Source organism: Amycolatopsis roodepoortensis, assembly GCF_024628825.1.
GTDB classification, from domain to species: domain Bacteria; phylum Actinomycetota; class Actinomycetes; order Mycobacteriales; family Pseudonocardiaceae; genus Amycolatopsis; species Amycolatopsis roodepoortensis.
The window spans coordinates 8,589,016-8,607,457 of record NZ_CP102415.1; the positions used below are offsets into that span (position 1 = coordinate 8,589,016).

General features: G+C 68.5%; 20 protein-coding genes. 13 read left to right on the plus strand and 7 right to left on the minus strand.

The annotated features are described in order from the left end of the window. Positions 1-11: 11 nt before the first annotated feature. Positions 12-572, plus strand: a complete 561-nt coding sequence (locus tag NQK81_RS41310; protein WP_257485833.1) for an HD domain-containing protein — start codon at positions 12-14, stop codon at positions 570-572. Between the two features lie 17 nt (positions 573-589). Here NQK81_RS41310 and NQK81_RS41315 read toward each other — a convergent pair whose 3' ends face one another. From NQK81_RS41315 to NQK81_RS41325, 3 genes are all read right to left on the minus strand, one after another. Then, on the minus strand, positions 590-1,090 hold the full coding sequence (locus NQK81_RS41315) for a hypothetical protein (protein WP_257485834.1): 501 nt from the start codon (positions 1,088-1,090) through the stop codon (positions 590-592). Positions 1,091-1,242: 152 nt separating this feature from the next. Further along, positions 1,243-1,416: a hypothetical protein gene (locus NQK81_RS41320; RefSeq protein WP_257485835.1), complete on the minus strand. Its 174-nt coding sequence runs from the start codon at positions 1,414-1,416 to the stop codon at positions 1,243-1,245. A gap of 251 nt (positions 1,417-1,667) precedes the next feature. Continuing rightward, positions 1,668-2,345 carry an MBL fold metallo-hydrolase gene (locus tag NQK81_RS41325; protein WP_126734078.1) on the minus strand — a complete coding sequence of 226 codons (678 nt, stop codon included), beginning with the start codon at positions 2,343-2,345 and terminating at the stop codon, positions 1,668-1,670. A gap of 107 nt (positions 2,346-2,452) precedes the next feature. Between NQK81_RS41325 and NQK81_RS41330 the strand changes: the two genes are divergently transcribed. Together NQK81_RS41330 and uvrA are read left to right on the plus strand one after the other, a co-directional pair. Continuing rightward, the gene (locus NQK81_RS41330; RefSeq protein ID WP_257485836.1) at positions 2,453-3,676 is read left to right on the plus strand and encodes an acyltransferase family protein; all 1,224 of its coding nucleotides are present in this window, start codon (positions 2,453-2,455) and stop codon (positions 3,674-3,676) included. A 77-nt stretch (positions 3,677-3,753) separates the two neighbouring features. Next, positions 3,754-6,609, plus strand: a complete 2,856-nt coding sequence (gene uvrA / locus NQK81_RS41335) for an excinuclease ABC subunit UvrA (RefSeq protein ID WP_192741640.1) — start codon at positions 3,754-3,756, stop codon at positions 6,607-6,609. Between the two features lie 25 nt (positions 6,610-6,634). Here uvrA and NQK81_RS41340 read toward each other — a convergent pair whose 3' ends face one another. Beyond that, entirely contained in the window at positions 6,635-7,273 is a 639-nt protein-coding gene (locus NQK81_RS41340; RefSeq protein ID WP_257485837.1) for a fibronectin type III domain-containing protein, read from the minus strand. 260 nt (positions 7,274-7,533) lie between these two features. Here NQK81_RS41340 and NQK81_RS41345 point away from each other — a divergent pair, with 260 nt between their 5' ends. From NQK81_RS41345 to NQK81_RS41360, 4 genes are read left to right on the plus strand one after another with little or no spacing between them, the layout of a single operon-like run. Continuing rightward, entirely contained in the window at positions 7,534-8,085 is a 552-nt protein-coding gene (locus NQK81_RS41345) for a sigma-70 family RNA polymerase sigma factor (RefSeq protein WP_167373663.1), read from the plus strand. Beyond that, positions 8,082-8,792: an anti-sigma factor family protein gene (locus NQK81_RS41350; protein WP_257485838.1), complete on the plus strand. Its 711-nt coding sequence runs from the start codon at positions 8,082-8,084 to the stop codon at positions 8,790-8,792. Before NQK81_RS41345 ends, NQK81_RS41350 begins: the two co-directional genes overlap by 4 nt. Beyond that, positions 8,789-9,262, plus strand: coding sequence for an SRPBCC family protein (locus tag NQK81_RS41355; protein ID WP_257485839.1), 474 nt, complete (start codon positions 8,789-8,791; stop codon positions 9,260-9,262). Before NQK81_RS41350 ends, NQK81_RS41355 begins: the two co-directional genes overlap by 4 nt. 9 nt (positions 9,263-9,271) lie before the next feature. Further along, positions 9,272-9,976: a carbon-nitrogen hydrolase family protein gene (locus NQK81_RS41360; RefSeq protein ID WP_257485840.1), complete on the plus strand. Its 705-nt coding sequence runs from the start codon at positions 9,272-9,274 to the stop codon at positions 9,974-9,976. On the opposite strand, the gene NQK81_RS41365 is transcribed toward NQK81_RS41360, so the two are convergent. Beyond that, positions 9,955-11,358, minus strand: a complete 1,404-nt coding sequence (locus NQK81_RS41365; protein WP_257485841.1) for an MFS transporter — start codon at positions 11,356-11,358, stop codon at positions 9,955-9,957. The genes NQK81_RS41360 and NQK81_RS41365 overlap by 22 nt on opposite strands. 99 nt (positions 11,359-11,457) lie before the next feature. Between NQK81_RS41365 and NQK81_RS41370 the strand changes: the two genes are divergently transcribed. Continuing rightward, positions 11,458-11,859 carry a winged helix-turn-helix transcriptional regulator gene (locus NQK81_RS41370; protein WP_126734071.1) on the plus strand — a complete coding sequence of 134 codons (402 nt, stop codon included), beginning with the start codon at positions 11,458-11,460 and terminating at the stop codon, positions 11,857-11,859. Here the strand turns inward: NQK81_RS41370 and NQK81_RS41375 are convergent. Further along, the gene (locus NQK81_RS41375) at positions 11,849-12,430 is read right to left on the minus strand and encodes a DUF6000 family protein (RefSeq protein WP_257485842.1); all 582 of its coding nucleotides are present in this window, start codon (positions 12,428-12,430) and stop codon (positions 11,849-11,851) included. The genes NQK81_RS41370 and NQK81_RS41375 overlap by 11 nt on opposite strands. Before the next feature lie 79 nt (positions 12,431-12,509). Next, positions 12,510-13,832: a cation:dicarboxylate symporter family transporter gene (locus NQK81_RS41380; RefSeq protein WP_257489945.1), complete on the minus strand. Its 1,323-nt coding sequence runs from the start codon at positions 13,830-13,832 to the stop codon at positions 12,510-12,512. Between the two features lie 205 nt (positions 13,833-14,037). Here NQK81_RS41380 and NQK81_RS41385 point away from each other — a divergent pair, with 205 nt between their 5' ends. From NQK81_RS41385 to NQK81_RS41405, 5 genes are all read left to right on the plus strand, one after another. Then, entirely contained in the window at positions 14,038-15,642 is a 1,605-nt protein-coding gene (locus NQK81_RS41385) for an ATP-binding protein (RefSeq protein WP_257485843.1), read from the plus strand. Beyond that, on the plus strand, positions 15,639-16,307 hold the full coding sequence (locus tag NQK81_RS41390) for a response regulator (protein WP_257485844.1): 669 nt from the start codon (positions 15,639-15,641) through the stop codon (positions 16,305-16,307). The genes NQK81_RS41385 and NQK81_RS41390 overlap by 4 nt, the downstream gene beginning before the upstream one ends. A gap of 36 nt (positions 16,308-16,343) precedes the next feature. Continuing rightward, positions 16,344-16,709, plus strand: a complete 366-nt coding sequence (locus NQK81_RS41395; RefSeq protein WP_257485845.1) for a MerR family transcriptional regulator — start codon at positions 16,344-16,346, stop codon at positions 16,707-16,709. 18 nt (positions 16,710-16,727) lie between these two features. After that, positions 16,728-17,678 carry an alcohol dehydrogenase catalytic domain-containing protein gene (locus tag NQK81_RS41400; RefSeq protein WP_257485846.1) on the plus strand — a complete coding sequence of 317 codons (951 nt, stop codon included), beginning with the start codon at positions 16,728-16,730 and terminating at the stop codon, positions 17,676-17,678. Positions 17,679-17,831: 153 nt separating this feature from the next. Continuing rightward, on the plus strand, positions 17,832-18,380 hold the full coding sequence (locus NQK81_RS41405) for a snapalysin family zinc-dependent metalloprotease (RefSeq protein ID WP_126734066.1): 549 nt from the start codon (positions 17,832-17,834) through the stop codon (positions 18,378-18,380). Positions 18,381-18,442 lie beyond the last annotated feature (62 nt).

Consider the following 18,442-nt stretch of genomic DNA (forward strand, 5'->3'; position numbering starts at 1 on the left):
AGATTCCCACCATGCCGGACGAGTCCACCGCTCTCGCCGCGTTCACCTATGAACTCGGGTTGCTCAAACGCATCCGTCGCGCGGGATGGTGGCACGCTGGCGTCCGCGATCCGGAGTCAATCGCGGAACACAGCTTGCGCACAGCACAGGTCGCGGCGCTGCTCGCCGCCGAGGAAGGAGCGAACCCCGAGCGTGCTGCGTTTCTCGCGCTATGGCACGACACGCAGGAGACCCGGACCGGGGACATCCCGCACACGGCGGCCAAGTACATGAGCAAACCCGAGCCCCGCGAGATCACCGCCGACCAGACGGCCGCCCTGCCGTCCACGTCAAAGGACCTGGTCCGGTCTGCAGTCGATGAGTACGAGACACGGCAGAGCATCGAAGCGAAGTGCGCGAAGGACGCGGACAAGCTCGAAATGCTGTTCCAAGCCGTCGAGTACCGGGAAACCGGAGTCGAGCGCGTCGCCGGATGGATCGACTCTGCTCGCAAGGGGCTCGCGACCGAGACCGCTCGACGCATCGCGGAAGCCGCTGTCACCCTGTCCCCACTGGCGTGGCGAGACCGGTAAGCGAGCTTGCCCGGCGACTAACCGCCGATGGTCAGGTGAAACCCGCTCTTCTCGATTTCGTCCGAGTTCTTCCACAGCGTGCCTCGATTGTTGTTGCCGACGTGCACGCCATAACGGTCGGCGCTTGGAACTTCGGCGAACGCGAACGTAAAGGTGCGTACCCACACGCCACCAATGACGCTGGTCTTCTCGTCGGGCGCCCGACGAAGCTCCGTGATGGCAATGACCTGGCCAGCCTCGTCAACGAGGGTCACCTGCGATCCGTCGCTTATGTCGCTATAGCCGTCATACCCGTTGGCCGTCGCCTTGGTGCACTGCCTATCGCACAGCAAGTACAGAGTTCCGTTGACGGACTTGGGACTTGACGCAGTTGTCACGATGATCAGGACGGCAGCAATAGAGGCAGCGAGTACGGCTCCGACCACGATGAAGATCAGCTTGCGGCTTCGGCGACTCGGATGTGACATCGGAACGGGATCGGGTTGCGGCTGAGGGTAAGCATTCGCGTCGGAGGTCATCGGCCTGCCTCACTCTCGGCTGATCTGTGCGTTAGACGTGTTGATCAACGACCTTGTTACGCAAGGTGATGATGGAACGCTCACTGAGCGCTCACCCCCGTCTCGCCTGCGCGTGTGAGCCGATCGTGAGTGTTGAGCGCTCTGCGAGCTGATCACCCGGCGTGGGTCCACTTCCTGCGCACCTCGCGTCGTGCCTCGCCCTCGGCCTCGGCGCTGAGCAGCCCGACGATCTGGTCGTGCTTGCTGGTCAGGCGCTGCACTGCCACCGACGGCATGGGCAACGGCACCAAGTCCTCACGCTCGATCCGCTCTGCCTCCGCGCGCACCAGCTCGCTGGCGGCACCGAGCAGCCACTCCGCCGCCCGCGGTCCGGCGACCGGGCGCCGGACAACCCGGTGAAGAACCGCGCCCGTTCGGCCGGGGCACGAAGTACCCTTCGACCGAAGCGGGACGTCGTGGTCCTGGTCGTGCAGATCGATAACGCCGGTCGGTAGCCCTTTCCGATGCTAAGCCCGGCTGCGCAGCGAAACGGGGGCCGCCTACCAGGTAGACAGCCCCGTTCGAAAACCTCGCCGGCTCACCAGCCGCGTTCGCGCCACTCCGCCAGGTGCGCCCGCTGCTCACCAAGCGTCGAGTCGTCCCCATGCCCCGGGTAGAACCACGTCTCGTCCGGCAGTTCGTCGAAGATGCGGGAAGAAACATCGTCCAGCAGCGACTTGAAGTCCTCCGGCGAGTTCGTCTTCCCGACGCCGCCGGGGAACAGCGAGTCCCCGGTGAACAGGTGCGGGTGCCCGTTCGGGTCGCGGTACAGCAGCGCGATGGAGCCGGGGGTGTGGCCGCGCAGGTGGATCACCTCGAGGGTGATCTGCCCGACCTTCACCGTGTCGCCGTGTTCGACGAGGAAGTCCGGCGGGATCGGCAGCGGTTCGGCGTCCAGCGGGTGGGCGGCGGTGTTCGCGCCGTTCGCGCCGGCGACGGCGCCGAGGGCCTGCCAGTGGTCCTGGTGCTGGTGGGTGGTCACGACGGTCTTCAGCGCGGGCCGGTCGGGGCCGTGGCCGATGAGGTCGGAGATCCGCTCCGGGTCGTTCGCGGCGTCGATCAGCAGCGCTTCGTTCTCGGCGCGGCAGACGAGCAGATACGCGTTGTTGTCCATCGGGCCGACCGACAGCTTCGTGATGGTGAGCGCGTCCAGGGTGCGACGGGCGGCGTCGCCGCCGGGGTCGACATGCCCGGTGTAGGTCTCGACGATGTTCACACCGCATACGGTAGTCGTTCGCCTGCAATCGGTTCCACCCGCACAGGCGGCGCACAGGTGCAGGACGTAGGCTCGCGTCGCCCCGCCAGCCGAACCACAGGACGCTCGTGCCCGACGCTTCGCCGCGCGCCTCGCGCAAGATCAGCTGGGACGTCCTTCGCGTTGTAGCCGTCTTCGCGGTCATGCTCGGGCACGTCACCCATCAGGGGGCGCTTCTGCATCCCGAACTGGTGGGGTACCCCTTTCGGGTAACCGCTCAGTTCGGCGCGGCCATCCTTCTGGTGATTTCCGCCTTCTTCGTGTGCGCGAGCCTGCGCAAGGGGCGGCCCGGGCGGTGGCTGTGGAACCGGGTCGCGCGGCTGGTGCCCGCGTACCTGGTGGCGGTGGTGGTCACCTACGTCATCGCCCGGTACGCGACGATCCGGTTCAGCGGCTTGCCGTTCCCGCCGGGACTGTCCGGGTTCCTCTTCGGCGTGCCGCAGGGCCCGCCGTCCGATCCGTCGCCCTGGTACGTCCCCACCGGCGCCGATCTGCTCGCCAACCTGGGCATGGTCCAGGAATGGGGCTGGCGGTACGAGCTCTTCTACTATCTCGACGGCGCCTACTGGACGCTGCCGGTCCAGCTCGCCGCCTTCACCGCCGCCGCCCTGCTCTGGCCACGCCGGTGGCGCACCCACCGGCTCACCGTCGGGCTGCTCTGGGCGCTGATCCTGGTGCCGCTTTTCCTCCGGTTCGTCGTGTTCGACCCGGTTTCCACGCCGAAGCTCGTGGAGACCTTCTACTACGGCCTCGGCCTGCACCGCGTGCACGTCTTCGCCATCGGGATCGCCATCTGGCTGTGGTCGAAACGACGTCTAGCGCACTGGCACATAGCGTTGTTCGTGCTCGCCGCCTGTGCCGCACAGGACCTGCAGGTCTTCCCGTTCCACCAGGCCCTGCCGAACGATCCCGAGCGCTGGCCCTCGGCCGTCGGGTTCGCGATCATGCTTCTGCTGGTGTGCCTGGCCGCGCGCGGATCGGACTGGCGGCTGCCCGGCATCTCCAGGGTCGCCCCGGCTGTCACCTGGCTCGCGGGCATCTCGTATGGTCTTTATCTGGTGCACCAGGAACTCGGTTACATCCTGGCCCGTGCCCTGCTGAACGCCGGCGTCCCCGGTTGGCTGCGGCTCCCCATCGTGCTGGCCGCCGCCGTGTTCGGGGGCTGGGCGATCACCGCCGGCGTTGAACGACCGGTCCACCGGTGGCTCACCGCTCGTCGGGATCGACGCGAAAAGTCGGGAAAACCGCAGGTCAAAGAGTCGGAACCGGTTTCTGTCGGTGGTGCCTCGTAGCATGGATGCGGCCGCCCGTGCAGCTATCGACCGGGACGGCGACCGCAGCTGAGAATGAAACCTGAAGGGACCCTGGCGTGGCTGATCGCCTCGTTGTTCGCGGCGCCCGCGAGCACAACCTCCGCGGTGTGGATCTCGACCTGCCCCGCGACAGCCTGATCGTGTTCACCGGTCTGTCCGGGTCCGGGAAGTCGAGCCTCGCCTTCGACACCATCTTCGCCGAAGGGCAGCGGCGCTACGTCGAGTCGCTGTCGGCGTACGCGCGCCAGTTCCTCGGCCAGATGGACAAGCCGGACGTCGACTTCATCGAGGGCCTTTCGCCCGCGGTGTCGATCGACCAGAAGTCCACCTCACGCAACCCGCGTTCGACCGTCGGCACCATCACCGAGGTCTACGACTACCTGCGCCTGCTCTACGCCCGCGCCGGAAAGGCGCACTGCCCGCAGTGCGGCGAGGCGATCAGCAAGCAGACCCCGCAGCAGATCGTCGACCAGGTGCTCGCGATGGAGGAGGGCACCCGCTTCCAGGTGCTCGCTCCGGTCGTGCGCGGCCGCAAGGGCGAGTACCTCGACCTCTTCGAGAACCTGCAGCAGCAGGGCTACGCGCGTGTCGTGGTCGACGGGACGGTCCATCCGCTCACCGACCCGCCGAAGCTGAAGAAGCAGGAAAAGCACCAGATCGCCGTCATCATCGACAGGCTCTCGGTGAAGACCAGCTCGCGGCAGCGGCTCACCGACTCCGTCGAGACGGCGCTCCGGCTGGCCGACGGCCTGATCGAGCTGGAGTTCGTCGACCTCCCGGAGAACGACCCGCATCGCGTACGCGGGTTCTCCGAGAACCTGGCCTGCCCGAACGGCCACCCGCTCGCGATCGAAGACCTCGAGCCGCGGTCGTTCTCCTTCAACGCGCCCTACGGCGCCTGCCCCGACTGCACCGGTATCGGCGTCCGCAAGGAGGTCGACCCGGAGCTCGTGGTCCCCGACGACGAGATGTCCCTCGGCGAGGGTGCCATCGCGCCGTGGGCGGGCGGCCAGAGCGCGGACTACTTCATCCGCCTGCTCGAGTCGCTTTCGGAGACCATCGGCTTCCGCATGGACACGCCGTGGCGCAAGCTGCCGGCGAAGGTGCAGAAGGCCGTCCTCCACGGCGTCGACGAGCAGGTCCACGTCCGCTACAAGAACCGCTACGGCCGCCAGCGTTCGTACTACGCGAGCTTCGAGGGTGTCATCCCGTTCCTCGAGCGGCGCCAGGAGCAGACCGAGTCCGAGTACATGCGTGAGCGGTACGAGGGCTACATGCGCGAGGTGCCGTGCCCGGCCTGTCAGGGCACGCGGCTCAAGCCGGAGATCCTCGCCGTCACCCTGGAGCACAAGACGCAGGGCGACCGGTCGATCGCCGAGGTCTGCGCCCTTTCGATCGCGGAGGCGTCGAAGTTCCTCGACGAACTGGAGCTCGGCAAGCGCGAGCAGGTGATCGCCGGCGCGGTGCTCAAGGAGATCCAGGCGCGGCTGCGCTTCCTGCTCGACGTCGGCCTCAACTACCTCTCCCTCGACCGCGCCTCCGGGACGCTGTCCGGCGGCGAGGCGCAGCGCATCCGGCTCGCCACGCAGATCGGCTCCGGTCTGGTCGGCGTGCTGTACGTGCTGGACGAGCCGTCGATCGGCCTGCACCAGCGCGACAACCACCGCTTGATCGAGACGCTGGTCCGCCTGCGGGATCTCGGCAACACGCTGATCGTCGTCGAGCACGACGAGGACACCATCCGCTCCAGCGACTGGGTGGTCGACATCGGCCCCGGCGCCGGTGAGCACGGTGGCCACATCGTCCACAGTGGACCGTACAAGAAGATCCTGCGGAACAAGGAATCGATCACCGGCGCGTACCTGTCGGGCCGCACCAAGATCGAGGTTCCGGCGATCCGGCGCCCGATCGACAAGAAGCGGCAGCTGACCGTCGTCGGCGCGCGCGAGCACAACCTGCGCGGTCTCGACGTGTCGTTCCCGCTCGGCTGCCTCGTGTCGGTCACCGGTGTCTCGGGTTCCGGGAAGTCCACGCTGGTCAACGACATCCTCGCGACCGTGCTGGCGAACAAGCTCAACGGCGCCCGCCAGGTCCCCGGCCGTCACACCCGCGTGAACGGGCTGGCCAACGTCGACAAGCTGGTCCGTGTCGACCAGTCGCCGATCGGCCGCACCCCGCGGTCCAACCCGGCGACGTACACCGGCGTGTGGGACCACGTGCGCAAGCTGTTCGCCGCGACCACCGAGGCGAAGGTGCGGGGCTACCAGCAGGGCCGGTTCTCGTTCAACGTCAAGGGCGGCCGGTGCGAGGCCTGCGCCGGCGACGGCACGATCAAGATCGAGATGAACTTCCTGCCGGACGTCTACGTCCCGTGCGAGGTCTGCAAGGGCGACCGGTACAACCGCGAGACGCTCGAGGTGCACTACAAGGGCAAGACCGTCTCCGACGTGCTGAACATGCCGATCGAGGAGGCGGCCGAGTTCTTCGAGCCGATCAAGGCGATCCACCGGCACCTGGCGACCCTCGTCGACGTCGGCCTCGGCTACGTCCGGCTCGGGCAGCCCGCGCCGACGCTGTCGGGCGGTGAGGCGCAGCGCGTCAAGCTCGCCAGCGAACTGCAGAAGCGGTCCACCGGCAAGACGGTCTACATCCTCGACGAGCCGACCACGGGTCTGCACTTCGAGGACATCAGCAAGCTGATCGGTGTGATCAACGGGCTGGTGGACAAGGGCAACACGGTGATCGTCATCGAGCACAACCTCGACGTCATCAAGACCTCGGACTGGATCATCGACATGGGTCCCGAGGGTGGTTCCGGCGGTGGCACCGTGATCGCGGAGGGCACGCCGGAGCACGTCGCTTCGGTGGAGGAGAGTTACACCGGGCAGTTCCTTAAGACCGTTCTCGCATAGGGGCTCGTGAGTGGTAAGGACGGTTCTAACCGTCCTTACCACTCACGAGGTCCAGCACCGGCGAAGCGGGTCCGTAGTAGAAGGCGCGCAGCCGATACGAGGCACCTTTTTCGCCCGGCATCGTGGCGAGCCCGGCCGACGTCGTCCCCGGATCGGAGACCTCGATCGGCACGAACTCGGCGGCGCCGGGTTTCTTGATCTCCACGAGGAAGCCGTCTTCGTCGGTCGAGCGATCAGTCCAGCTGAACCGCACCATCTCCTCCGGCGCGGGCTCGGCGCGGAACGACGCCGGAGCGGCCGAGCGATCGCCCGACCGCAGGGGCACAAGAGGTCCGGGAGCGGCCGGAGTGGCCGGTCCGGAAACCGTGACGGCGTCCGAAACGGCGCCGTAGAACGGCCGGATCCGGTAGTAGAACCGCGTTTCCGGCATCAGGTCCGGATGGCGGAAGGTCGTCTGCCGCGGCGGCACGAACCGCAGGATCGTGTATTCGCCCTGCGGATCGGTCGTGTACTCGACGATCCGCCCCGCGGCGGCCGGATCGTCGTCGGGCCAGCTCAGGTCGACGTTCACCGGATCCGTCAGCGTCGCGGTGAAACCGGGCTCCTCGCCGCATCCCGACACGAAAGCGACCGCCAGCAGAACGGCCGCGAGTTTCCTTGGCACGCCGAGACCCTCCCGGGAATCAGGCGGCGGCGGAATCCGGAGGCGTCAGCATACGAGCGCGTCCGGTGATCGACAAGGCCCCGGTTGAACCGCGTCCCCGTGCCGTCCGTGTGGGAGGCAAGAGGAGGCGGCCATGGAGAACCGAGGAGAGGCCGGTGCCGATGCACAGTTCGATCGCGGCGCGCGCCGAACGATCCACTCTGCCCCTGCGGGTTGCAGTACTGTCCTCGCCGACCCAGAAGACCGTCGGGAGGACGCGAGTGGCGATCGGAGGCTGGCGGCCCAAAAAGGCCAAAGGCGAGGACTTGGTCCGGCACTTGTACGCCGAACACGGGCGAAGCCTGCTGGCGTACGCGACGAGGCTGACCGGGGACCGCGCGGCCGCGGAGGACGTCGTGCAGGAGACCCTGGTCCGGGCCTGGAAGCACGCCGAAGACCTGGAGAACGACGCGAAGGGATCGGTGCGGGGCTGGCTGCTCACGGTGGCCCGCAACATCATCACCGACCGCGCGCGGGCCAGGGCGGCGCGGCCTCCGGAAGTGGCGGAGCCGGAGGAAGGGGTGCCCACCCCGGCGGTCGAGCGGGATCACGCGCAGAGCGTCGTGGACTCGATGGCCGTGCTCGGGGCGATGGACGGCCTTTCCACGGAACATCGTGAGGTGCTGGTGGAGATCTACTACCGGGGCCGGACGGTGGCCGAAGCGGCACAGTCCCTCGGCGTGGCCCCGGGTACCGTTAAGTCGAGATCTTATTACGCGTTACGGGCGCTCAGAGCCGTGATGGCGGGACCGGGAAGGGAGGTAGCGCGATGAGTGCGGTGGGACACGACCAGGGCCAGCTCGCCGCCTACGTCCTCGGCGGGCTCACCGCGGCGGAAGCGGCCACGTTCGAGACACATCTGGCGAACTGCCCTACGTGCCGTCGTGAGGTGCGCGAGCTGTCGGAACTGCGATACCACCTCGACGAGGTACCGCCGGAGGCGTTCCTCGAAGGACCTCCCGACGGCGGAGACCTGCTGTTGCAGCGCACGCTGCGTCAGGTTCGCGAAGAAGAAGGCACTCAGGAACGCAAGCCGCGGCGGCTCCTCGCCGTGGCCGGTGCGGCCGTGCTGGTCGTCGTGGCGCTGGGCGCGGGTGTGCTGGTCGGACGCCAGACGTCGCCCGAACCGTCGACGGTGGCGTTGCCGGTGCCGACGGTGGCGGCCCCGGTGCCCGGCACCCGCGATCTCGCGGCGACCAACCGGGACACGGGCGTCCAAATGGCGGTCCGGGTCGTCCCGGCGGCGGGCTGGGTCCGGCTCCACGCCAAGGCGACCGGCGTCCGCGAGGGCGAGAAGTGCACGCTCGTCGTGGTGACCAAGAGCGGAGAGCGGGTCAACGCGGGCAGCTGGCTCGTTTCGGAGAAGGGGCAGCGCGAGGGGACCGGTGTCGACGGTTCCGCCCTGGTCGCCCCCGGCGACGTGGCTTCGGTCGACGTCGTGACCATGGACGGCCGGAACCTGGTGTCGGCGCGGGTATGACGGATTCGCTCGCGGGTCGCGGAGGCGGTTGGTACCGCTTCCGCGACACGTGGGTGCTCCCGGCCTCGCCCAAGGCGGTTTTCGACGCCGTCGTCGATCTGGCCGCGTATCCGCTGTGGTGGCGCGACGTCCGATCGGTCAGCCAGGTGGACGAGGACACCGCCGAACTCGTCTGCCGGTCCAGGCTGCCGTACGCGCTGACCGTCCGGATGCACCGGGACCGGCAGGACGAGCGCGAGGGCCGGGTGCGGGTCCGGCTTAGCGGCGATCTCGAAGGGATACTGGCCGGCGCGCTGATGGCGGTGGGGAGCGGCACCAGGCTGGAGATCACGCAGGAGGTCGAGGCGCGGAAACCGTTGCTGCGCAAGCTCGACCGGATCGCGCGGCCGGTGTTCCGGATCAACCACGCGCTCATGATGCGGCGGGGCCACAACGGATTACGGGGCTATCTGCGGGCATCCTCGGGTTAGGCTCGCGCCATGCGTGTCGCCACCGTGCAGCCGTTCACCGTTCCCGCTGACCTTTCCGCGAACATCGCCGAACACGCGAGGCTCATCCGGATCGCGGAGGCCGATCTCTGCGTCTTCCCCGAACTTTCCCTGACCGGCTTGGAGTTCGAGGCGCTCGCCGCCGATCCCGGACTCTGGCTGTCCCACGACGACCCCCGCCTCGAACCGCTCCGCGAGGCGTGCCGGGCCAGTGGTGTCCATGCCGTCATCGGCCTTCCGCTCGTGGAGGACGGACGGCGGCTCATCGGCTCGCTCGTCCTCGGGCCGGCCGGGGAAACCATTGCCACCTATGCGAAACGGAACCTGCACAACAGCGAGGAAGAGCTGTTCGAACCGGGCGCGCGGCAGGTGATCGTCGAGGTCGGCGGCAGGCGTCTCGGCCTCGCGATCTGTCTCGACGCGGCGAATCCGGACCATGCGCGGGAGCTCGCCGAGGCGGGCGCCGAGGTCTACGTCCTCAGCGCGCTCTTCAGTGAGGGCCAGGAACAGCGGCTGCTCGACCAGGTCGGCGTCGCGGCCGGGTATGGGATGTGGGTGGTGCTTTCCCAGTATTCCGGCAAGACCGGCGGGATGGCCGCGTTCGGCGGCAGCGGGGTCTGGAAACCCGGAGGCGCCGCCGAGGTACGCCTCGGCGGCGAGGTCTCCGAGTGGGCCTACGCGACGATCGCTTCCTGAACCTTCCGGGTGCGAAGGAACACCGTCGCGGAGAAGACGGCGAGAGCGAGCAGTCCGGCGCTCAACGCGTACGCCGTCCGGTAGCCGCTGGTGAGGGCTTCGGGAATCGCGGTGCCCTCGGCCAGGAGCGAGCCGGTGCGGGACGCGGCGGCGGTCGCGAGCACGGCGGTCCCGATGGCCGCGCCGATCTGCTGAGTGGTGTTGATCAGTCCCGAAGCGACCCCGGTGTCGGCGGGGGCGACGCCCGACATCGCCTGTCCCATCAGCGCCGGCATCGCCGCGCCGAACCCGATGCCCATCAGGACGAGCGCGGGCAGGACGTCCGTCGTGTAGTTTCCGTCCGCCTCGACGGTGGCGAGGAAGCCGAGCGCCACCGTGACCAGGGAAAGCCCGGTGACGAGTACCGTTCGCGGCCCGAAGCGGTGGTTCAGCCGTTCGGCGAAGACCAGGGACATCACCGCGATGGACAGCGGTGCGGGCAGGAAGGCGAACCCGGTGCTCAGCGCGTCAAGTTCGAGCACTCGTTGCAGATAGAGCGCGGTGACGAACTGGAAGCCGAACAACCCGGCGACCATCAGCACCATCACGGCGTTCGCCCCGGACACCGCGCGGAGCCGGAAGATCCGCAGCGGCAGCAGCGGCTGCCGGGCCTTCGCCTGCCGGAGCACGAATCCGGCGAGAAGAAGCAGCGACACCGCGAGCAGCCCGAGCGTGCGGGCGTCGGCCCAGGTGTACTCCTCGGCCTTGACGATCGTGTAGACCAGGAGCATCAGCCCGCCGGTGACCAGTCCGGCGCCGGTGACGTCGGTGCCGCCGCGCAGGCCGGGGCCCCGGTCGTCGGCGAGCAGCCGGACGGCCAGCGCCAGCGCGACCGCGCCGATCGGCAGGTTGACGAAGAACGTCCAGTGCCAGTCGAGCAGTTGCGTGAGCGTTCCGCCCGCGATGAGCCCGATCGACGAGCCCGCGGCCTGGGTGAAGCTGTAGACGCCGATGGCCTTCGCCCGTGCCCGCGGTTCCGGGTAGAGCGTGGTGATCATGCCGAGCACGACGGCCGACGCCAGCGCGCCGCCCGCGCCCTGCAGGAAGCGGAACACGATGAGCTGCGCCTGGTCCTGCGCGATTCCGCACAGCAGCGAGGCGAGCGTGAACAGGCCGAGCCCGGCGAGGAAGACCCGTTTCCGGCCGATCAGGTCGCCCAGCCTGCCGGAGAGCAGGAGCAGCCCGGCGAACGCGATCAGGTAGGCGTTGACCACCCAGGCCAGGGTGGATGGCGTGAAGCCGAGGTCGTTCTGGATCGCGGGCAGCGCGACGGCGACGATCGAGCCGTCGAGGACGACCATCAGCGAGACGGCGCAAAGGACGGCGAGGGTGAGAGCGCGCATGGTGATCCTTCGAGATTTCCCCAGGTGATGCCTTGGTGCACCACTTGTAACAGCGCCCATCTTGTGTGACTCTGTTCCTCGCCGGAAGGAGGCACTTTCATGTCCCAGGGGAACACCGATGTGACCGCGCAGGCCAGGCTGGTCGATCCGGAGAAACTCGAGGTGTGCACCGTGCTCGAGGTGATCAACCGGATCAGCGGCAAGTGGGCGATCGGCATCCTGCTGGAGGCCACGCGCGGTCCGGTGCGGTTCACCGAGCTGGAACGCTCGGTGGAGGGGATCAGCAGGCGGATGCTCACGCTGACGTTGCGGAACCTCGAACGCGACGGCCTGCTCGTGCGCACCGTGTACCCGACGGTGCCGCCGAAGGTGGAGTACGAGGCCACGCCGATGGCGAAGGAACTTTATGCGTCGCTGAGCGGTTTGCTGAGCTGGGCCGAGCGCCACCGCGACTCGATCGCCGCGTCCCGCGTCGTCTACGACGAGAAGGTCAGCGCCTGACGTCCGCCGCGTGCACGGCGCGTTGGACGTGCGAGCACAGCATGGCGAAGTACATCTTGTGGAACGGCAGGTCGGTGCTGTTCTTCGCGGACCAGCTTTCCCAGAGGCCACCCGGCCGCAGGTAGCGTGACGTGTACGCGGTCGTGAGGTCGGCGTCGATGTGGTGCAGGGCCGCGAGCGCCCATTCCTGGTCGTAGCGCAGGTCCGGCCGCGCGAGATAGTGGTCCAAATAGGACACGAGGATCTCGGCGTCGGCGATCGTGCCGAACCGGGCGAGCGCGAAACAGTAACCCTGCCCGGCGAAGACCAGGCCGCTTTCCAGGAACAGGTCCCGGATGCGGCCTCGCCACGCGGTGCGCCGATCGACACCGATCAGCCAGGCCGCGGTGATCCGTGGCCGCCAGTCCGCCGCGAGCAGTTCGCCGAGTTCGTCGTCGGTGATGCTCCGCGCGTCCTCGACCAGGTCGCGCAGGAAGGCCTCGCGTTCGGGGTCGCTCATCATCCCGGCGAAGTTGCCGTGCAGCAGCTTGGAATACCGCGAGACCACGTAGCGGTCGATGGCGTCCGGCATGCCGGTGAGTTTCCCAGAAAAGAAGGAACCGCGGTGCGAGGACGGGGGGCCCTCGCACCGCGGTTCGTTCTCGCCGTGGCTAAGCGTTGACCACGGTCTTCTCCCGGTCGCCGTCACGGTCCTCGGGGGGATCCGCGGCGTGATCGTCGATCAGGGTGGCTTCGTCGAACGGCGCCTGGCCGCTGAAGACCCGGTTGGCCTGGTCACGGTCGAATTCCTTGGTCCACGTGCCGACCAGGACGGTCGCGACGGCGTTGCCCGCGAAGTTGGTCAGCGCGCGGGCCTCGGACATGAACCGGTCGATGCCGAGGATGAAGCCGACGCCGTCGACCAGTTCCGGCCGGTGCGACTGGAGGCCGCCGGCGAGGGTGGCGATCCCGGCGCCGCTCACGCCCGCCGCGCCCTTCGACGCGATGATCATGAACAGCAGCAAGGAGATCTGTTCGCCGACGCCCAGCGGCTGGTCCTGCGCGCTGGCGATGAACAGCGTCGCCATCGTCAGGTAGATGGCCGTGCCGTCGAGGTTGAACGAGTAGCCGGTGGGCACGGTGATGCCGACGACCGGCTTGCTGACCCCGAGGTGTTCCATCTTCGCGATCAGGCGGGGCAGGGCCGATTCGGACGACGAGGTCGACAGGATCAGCAGGAACTCGCGGCCCAGGTAGCGCAGCAGGGTGAAGATGTTGATCCGCGCGCCGAGCCACAGGACCGCGCCGAGCACACCGAACACGAACACCAGGCAGGTCAGGTAGAAGCCGATCATGATGACGGCGAGGCTGCGCAGCGCGCCCCAGCCGGTTTCGCCGACCACCGCGGCGATCGCGCCGAACGCGCCGACCGGGGCGGCCCACATGATCATGGCGAGGATCCGGAACACCAGCCGCTGGATGTGCTCGATGCCGCGGCGGATCGGCTCGCCCTTGGTGCCCAGCTTCTGCACGGCGAATCCGGCGAGCAGCGCGACCAGGAGTGTCTGCAGCACCTGGCCTTCGGTGAACGCGGAACCGAAGCTGGTGGGGATGATGCCCATCAGGAAGTCGACGGTGCCTTCGCCGCCTTCGGCCTGCTTGTGCGCCTTCGCGGCGGCGGCGGGGTCGAGGTGCAGGCCCTCACCCGGGTGCAGCAGGTTGCCGACGACGAGGCCGATCGCGAGCGCGAAGGTCGACATCATCAGGAAGTAGCCGAGCGAGAGCAGCCCGACCTTGCCGACCTTCGCGGCTTTCGCCACCGATCCGATACCGAGGACGATGGTGCAGAAGATGATGGGGGAGATCATCATCTTGATCAGGTTGACGAAACCCGTGCCGAGCGGCTTGAGTTCCTTGGCCAGATCCGGCGCGGCGAAACCGACGATGACGCCGAGGACCACCGCCGCGATCACGGCCAGGTACAGGTAGTGCATCTTGTCGCGACGTCGTGGCGCCGCTTCCGGCGTTGTAGGCACCTTTGCCTCCAGCTCAGGGGGTGTCCGTGGGATCGCCGGTCACTATCACCCGGCCAGGTGAGCTGGGTCACGGTTGTGTTCATTGAGTTCGCGCGAGCGGTTTCCGGGGAATTCCGGCCGGGCGCGCCGAGCGGCCCCGGTGACGGTGTGCTGGTATGAGCGGGTGCCCTCGACGACGCGGATCCGGACCAGGCGCGGCAGTCTCGCCCGCCAGCTGCTGGTTCTCCAGCTCGTGGTGCTTTTCGTGCTCGTCGCGGCGGGGCTGACCTTCGCCTATCTCGATTCCGTCCGGGCCACCGAAGACCGGGCGGAGGACAAGGTGATCGCAGTCGCCGAGTCGGTGGCGGACGCGCCGGGGGTGCTGGCCGCACTGTCCACATCGGAGCCCACCGCGACGTTGCAGCCGTTCGCGCAGCGTGTCCGCGCGGACACGGAAGTGGATTTCGTGACCATCATGGACAAGAACGGGATCCGCTACACGCATCCGAATCCGGAGCTGATCGGGCAGCCGTTCATCGGCAACATCGGCGAGGCGCAACGCGGCGGCAGGGTGCTCGAGACCTACGCCGGCTCGCTCGGGCCGTCCGAACGTGTCGTGGTCCCGGTGCACGGTGCCGCCGGACAGGTCGTCGCGCTGGTGTCGGTCGGCATCACCGTCGAAGCGATCGACGCCGAACTGAGGGAACGGCTGTGGCCGCTGATCGGCGTCGCGGTGGCGGTGCTGGTGGTCGGCGGGATCGGCAGTTACCTGGTGAGCGCCCGGCTCCGGCGGCAGACCAGGGGGATCGCGCCCGAGGAACTGAGCAACCTGTTCGAGTACCACGAGGCCGTCCTGCATTCCGTGCGTGAAGGGCTGCTGCTGGTCGGCGGCGACGGGCGGGTGGTGCTGTGCAACGACGGAGCCCGCGCGCTGCTGGAGGTCACCGATGATCCGGTCGGCCGCGAACTGTCCGCATTGGACATTCCCGAGGATCTCGTCGAAGCGTTCACCTCGGGCGAGGAGCGCACCGACGAACTCCATCTCACCGAGGCCAGGGTGCTCGTCGTCAGCACGTCGCCGGTGCGCTCGGGCGGGAAGGCGATGGGCACCGTGGTGATCCTGCGCGACCACACGGAACTCCAGGCGCTGACCGGGGAACTGACCACCGTGCGCGGTCTGGCCGAGGCACTGCGGTCGCAGGCGCACGAGGCGGCGAACCGGCTCCACACCGTCGTTTCGCTGGTCGAGATCGGCCGCCCCGAACAGGCCGTCGAGTTCGCGACCGAAGAACTCGCGCTGGCGCAGGAACTCACCGACCGCGTGGTCGGCGCGGTCGCCGAACCGGTGCTCGCGGCGCTGCTGCTCGGCAAGGCGGCGGAGGCGAGCGAGCGGGGCGTCGAGTTCACGATCACGCCCGACACCGTCATGGAGGACGCGGACACCGGTGTCCCGCCGCGGGATCTGGTGACCATCCTCGGCAATCTGATCGACAACGGCATCGACGCGGCGGCCGGGAACGCCGGCGACGGCGGACGGCCAGGTGTCGAAGTGACCGTCCGCGCGGACGTCGACGGGTTGCTGCTGCGGGTCGCCGACACCGGGCCGGGCGTCGAGGACGTCGAAGAGGTCTTCCGGCGAGGCTGGTCCACCAAACCCGAGGACGGGCACGGACTCGGCCTGGCACTGGTGGGTCAGGCGGTACGGCGGCACAGTGGGACGATCGACGTCGGCCGTGCCGAGGGCGCGGTGTTCACCGTCCGCCTGCCGCCGAAGGAGTCCGCGCGATGATCAAGGTGCTGGTCGTCGAGGACGAACCGGTGGCCGCCGACGCGCACCGGGTGTACGTCGAGCGGATGCCCGGCTTCACCGTGTCCGGCGTCGTCCACTCGGGCGGCGACGCACTGCGGTTCTGCGAACGCGAACCGGTCGACCTGGTGCTGCTGGACTTCTACCTCCCGGACACGCACGGTCTAGCCGTCTGCCGGTCGCTGCGCGCGGCCGGGCTCCCGATCGACGTCATCGCGGTGACCTCGGCGCGTGATCTGGCGCTGGTGAAGGCAGCCGTGTCGGTCGGCGTGGTGCAGTACCTGCTGAAACCGTTCACTTTCGCCTCCCTGCGGGAGAAACTCGAGCGCTACGCCGAATTTCACGGCGCTTCGGGCGAAGTCACCGGACAGGCCGAGATCGACCGCGCGCTCGGCACCCTGCGCACCACCGAGCGGCAGGCCCTGCCGAAGGGGATGAGCGCGCAGACCCTGGAGTCGATCACCGAGGTCCTCGCCTCGGCCGCGGACGGCCTCTCCGCCGGGGCGGCCGCGACCGCGATCGGCGCCTCCCGTGTCACCGCGCGCCGCTACCTCGAATACCTCGCCGACAACGGCCTCGCCCAGCGCGAACCCCGCTACGGCCAGGTCGGCCGCCCCGAGGTCTGGTACAAACCGAAAACCGTATAACGACCTATACCGCGGCCCGCGGGCTACCTTGGGATCGTGAAGATCGGCGAACTCGCGCGGAAGACCGGGGTCAGCGTCCGCGCGCTGCGCTATTACGAGGAAGAGGGCTTGATCAGCCCGGGCCGCGAAGGCAACGGCTATCGCGACTTCCGCGAAGGCTCGATCGGGGCAGTCCTGCAGATCCGCGGGATGCTCGACGCCGGACTGCCGGTCAGGCTGATCCGCGAAGTCCTCCCGTACCTCGACGGACCGGAGGAGGTCCGGCCGAAGGAGCCGTGCGAGTACATGATCGGCGAGGTCGCGCGGCAGCGGGAAGTGCTCGATCGACGGATCGCGCTCATGACCCGTAATCGCGACGCCCTCGACGCGTACCTCCGCGACTTGACCCTCACGCAAATGTGAGGGTTTTAGCGTGCGGGCATGACTTCGATGCGCGCGCTGCGACAGAACTCCTCGAACGGTCCCGAAGATCTCCACTTGATCACCGACGCATCCGTTCCGGCGCCGGGACCAGGTGAAATCCTGCTGAAGGTCACCGCCGCCGGGGTCAACTTCGCCGACGTCATGCAGACGCGGGGCACGTACGAGGGTGGGCCGGAAGCCCCGTACGTCGCCGGGTTCGAGGCGGCAGGCGAGGTCGTGGCGCTGGGGGAAGGGGTGACCACGCCCGCGGTCGGCGATCACGTCGTCGGGACCGGCGGCGGGGCTTTCGCCGAGTACATGGTCATGTCCGCGTCCGGTGCGGTACCGGTGCCCGGCGGCTGGTCGGACGAGCAGGCGATCGGGCTGATCCTGAACTGGGTCACGGCCCTCGCCGCGCTCAAACCGCTGGGCAGGCTGGCCGTCGGTGAGACCGTGCTGGTGCAGGCGGCGGCGGGCGGGGTCGGCCAGGCCGCGGTCCGGCTCGCCAAGCACTACGGGGCGACCGTCATCGGCGCCGCGTCGCCGGGTAAGCACGACTCGGTGCGGGCGCTGGGCGCCGACCGCGTGGTCGGATACGGCGAGGAGACGGGGGAGGTGGACCTCGTGCTGGAATCGGTGGGCGGCGCGGCTTTCTCCGCCAGTCTGGCCGCGGCCAAGCGGGTCACCGGACGTGTCGTGGTCTACGGCGTCGCCGGGGGAGAGGTCGCGATCACCAACCGGGACTTGAACTTCCGGCATCAGATCCACGTGATCGGGCTGCATCTCGGCGTCCTGATCGAGCACGCGCCCGCGATCTTCGCGGAACTGATGGACGAACTGCGTGCTCTGATCGCGGCCGGGGTCTGCGTGCCGGGGACGCCGACGGTGTACGACCTCGCGGACGGGCCGAAGGCGCTCGCGGAACTCGAGGCGCGGGCGACGTCGGGAAAGCTGGTGCTCCGGCCTTGAGCCCGGCATGATCATATGCGAACACGTGCATGTCAATAGGGCAGAAGTGTTGGTAAATCACCAGCTGTCGGAAGCGACGAAAGTTGGTGCCGTGCCCTGGCCGGGACTTCTAAATTCACGAACCATTCCGTTGTCCTGACAAGGAGTGGGTCCATGGCAAGGAAGTTCTTCGTCTCCGCGTCCGTGAGCTTGGCGCTGCTGGCCGTCCCGGTCACCGCGGGCCAGGCCACGGCGGCGGTCCAGCCTGCTCAGCAGACCGCGGCGGCGACCACGGTCTACTACGACGCCTCGGGGGCGCCCAGCTTCCGTGCCGCCATCCAGGCGGGCGTGGCGAACTGGAACAACTCGGTGTCCAACGTGAAGCTGCAGGAGAGCTCGTCGGGCGCCACCCTGCGCTACACCGAGGGCAACGACCCCTCGGGTTCGTACGCCGAGACCGACGGCCACGGCCGCGGCACGATCTTCATCGACTACACGCAGGCGCGGGAGTACGACCAGACGCGGATCGCCGCGCACGAAACCGGCCATGCGCTCGGCCTGCCGGACAACTACCAGGGCCCGTGCTCCGAGCTGATGTCCGGCGGTGGCCCCGGCCCGTCCTGCACCAACGCGAAGCCGAACGCCCAGGAGGTCTCGCGGGTGAACTCGCTGTGGGCCAACGGGCTCGTCGCGGCGGGTGTCATGCAGCGCATCTACAACTGACGCTTCGGGTCCCTCGTGCCATTCGGTGCCGGTGGGTGCCCGGTCCGGCCGCGGCCCTGGTG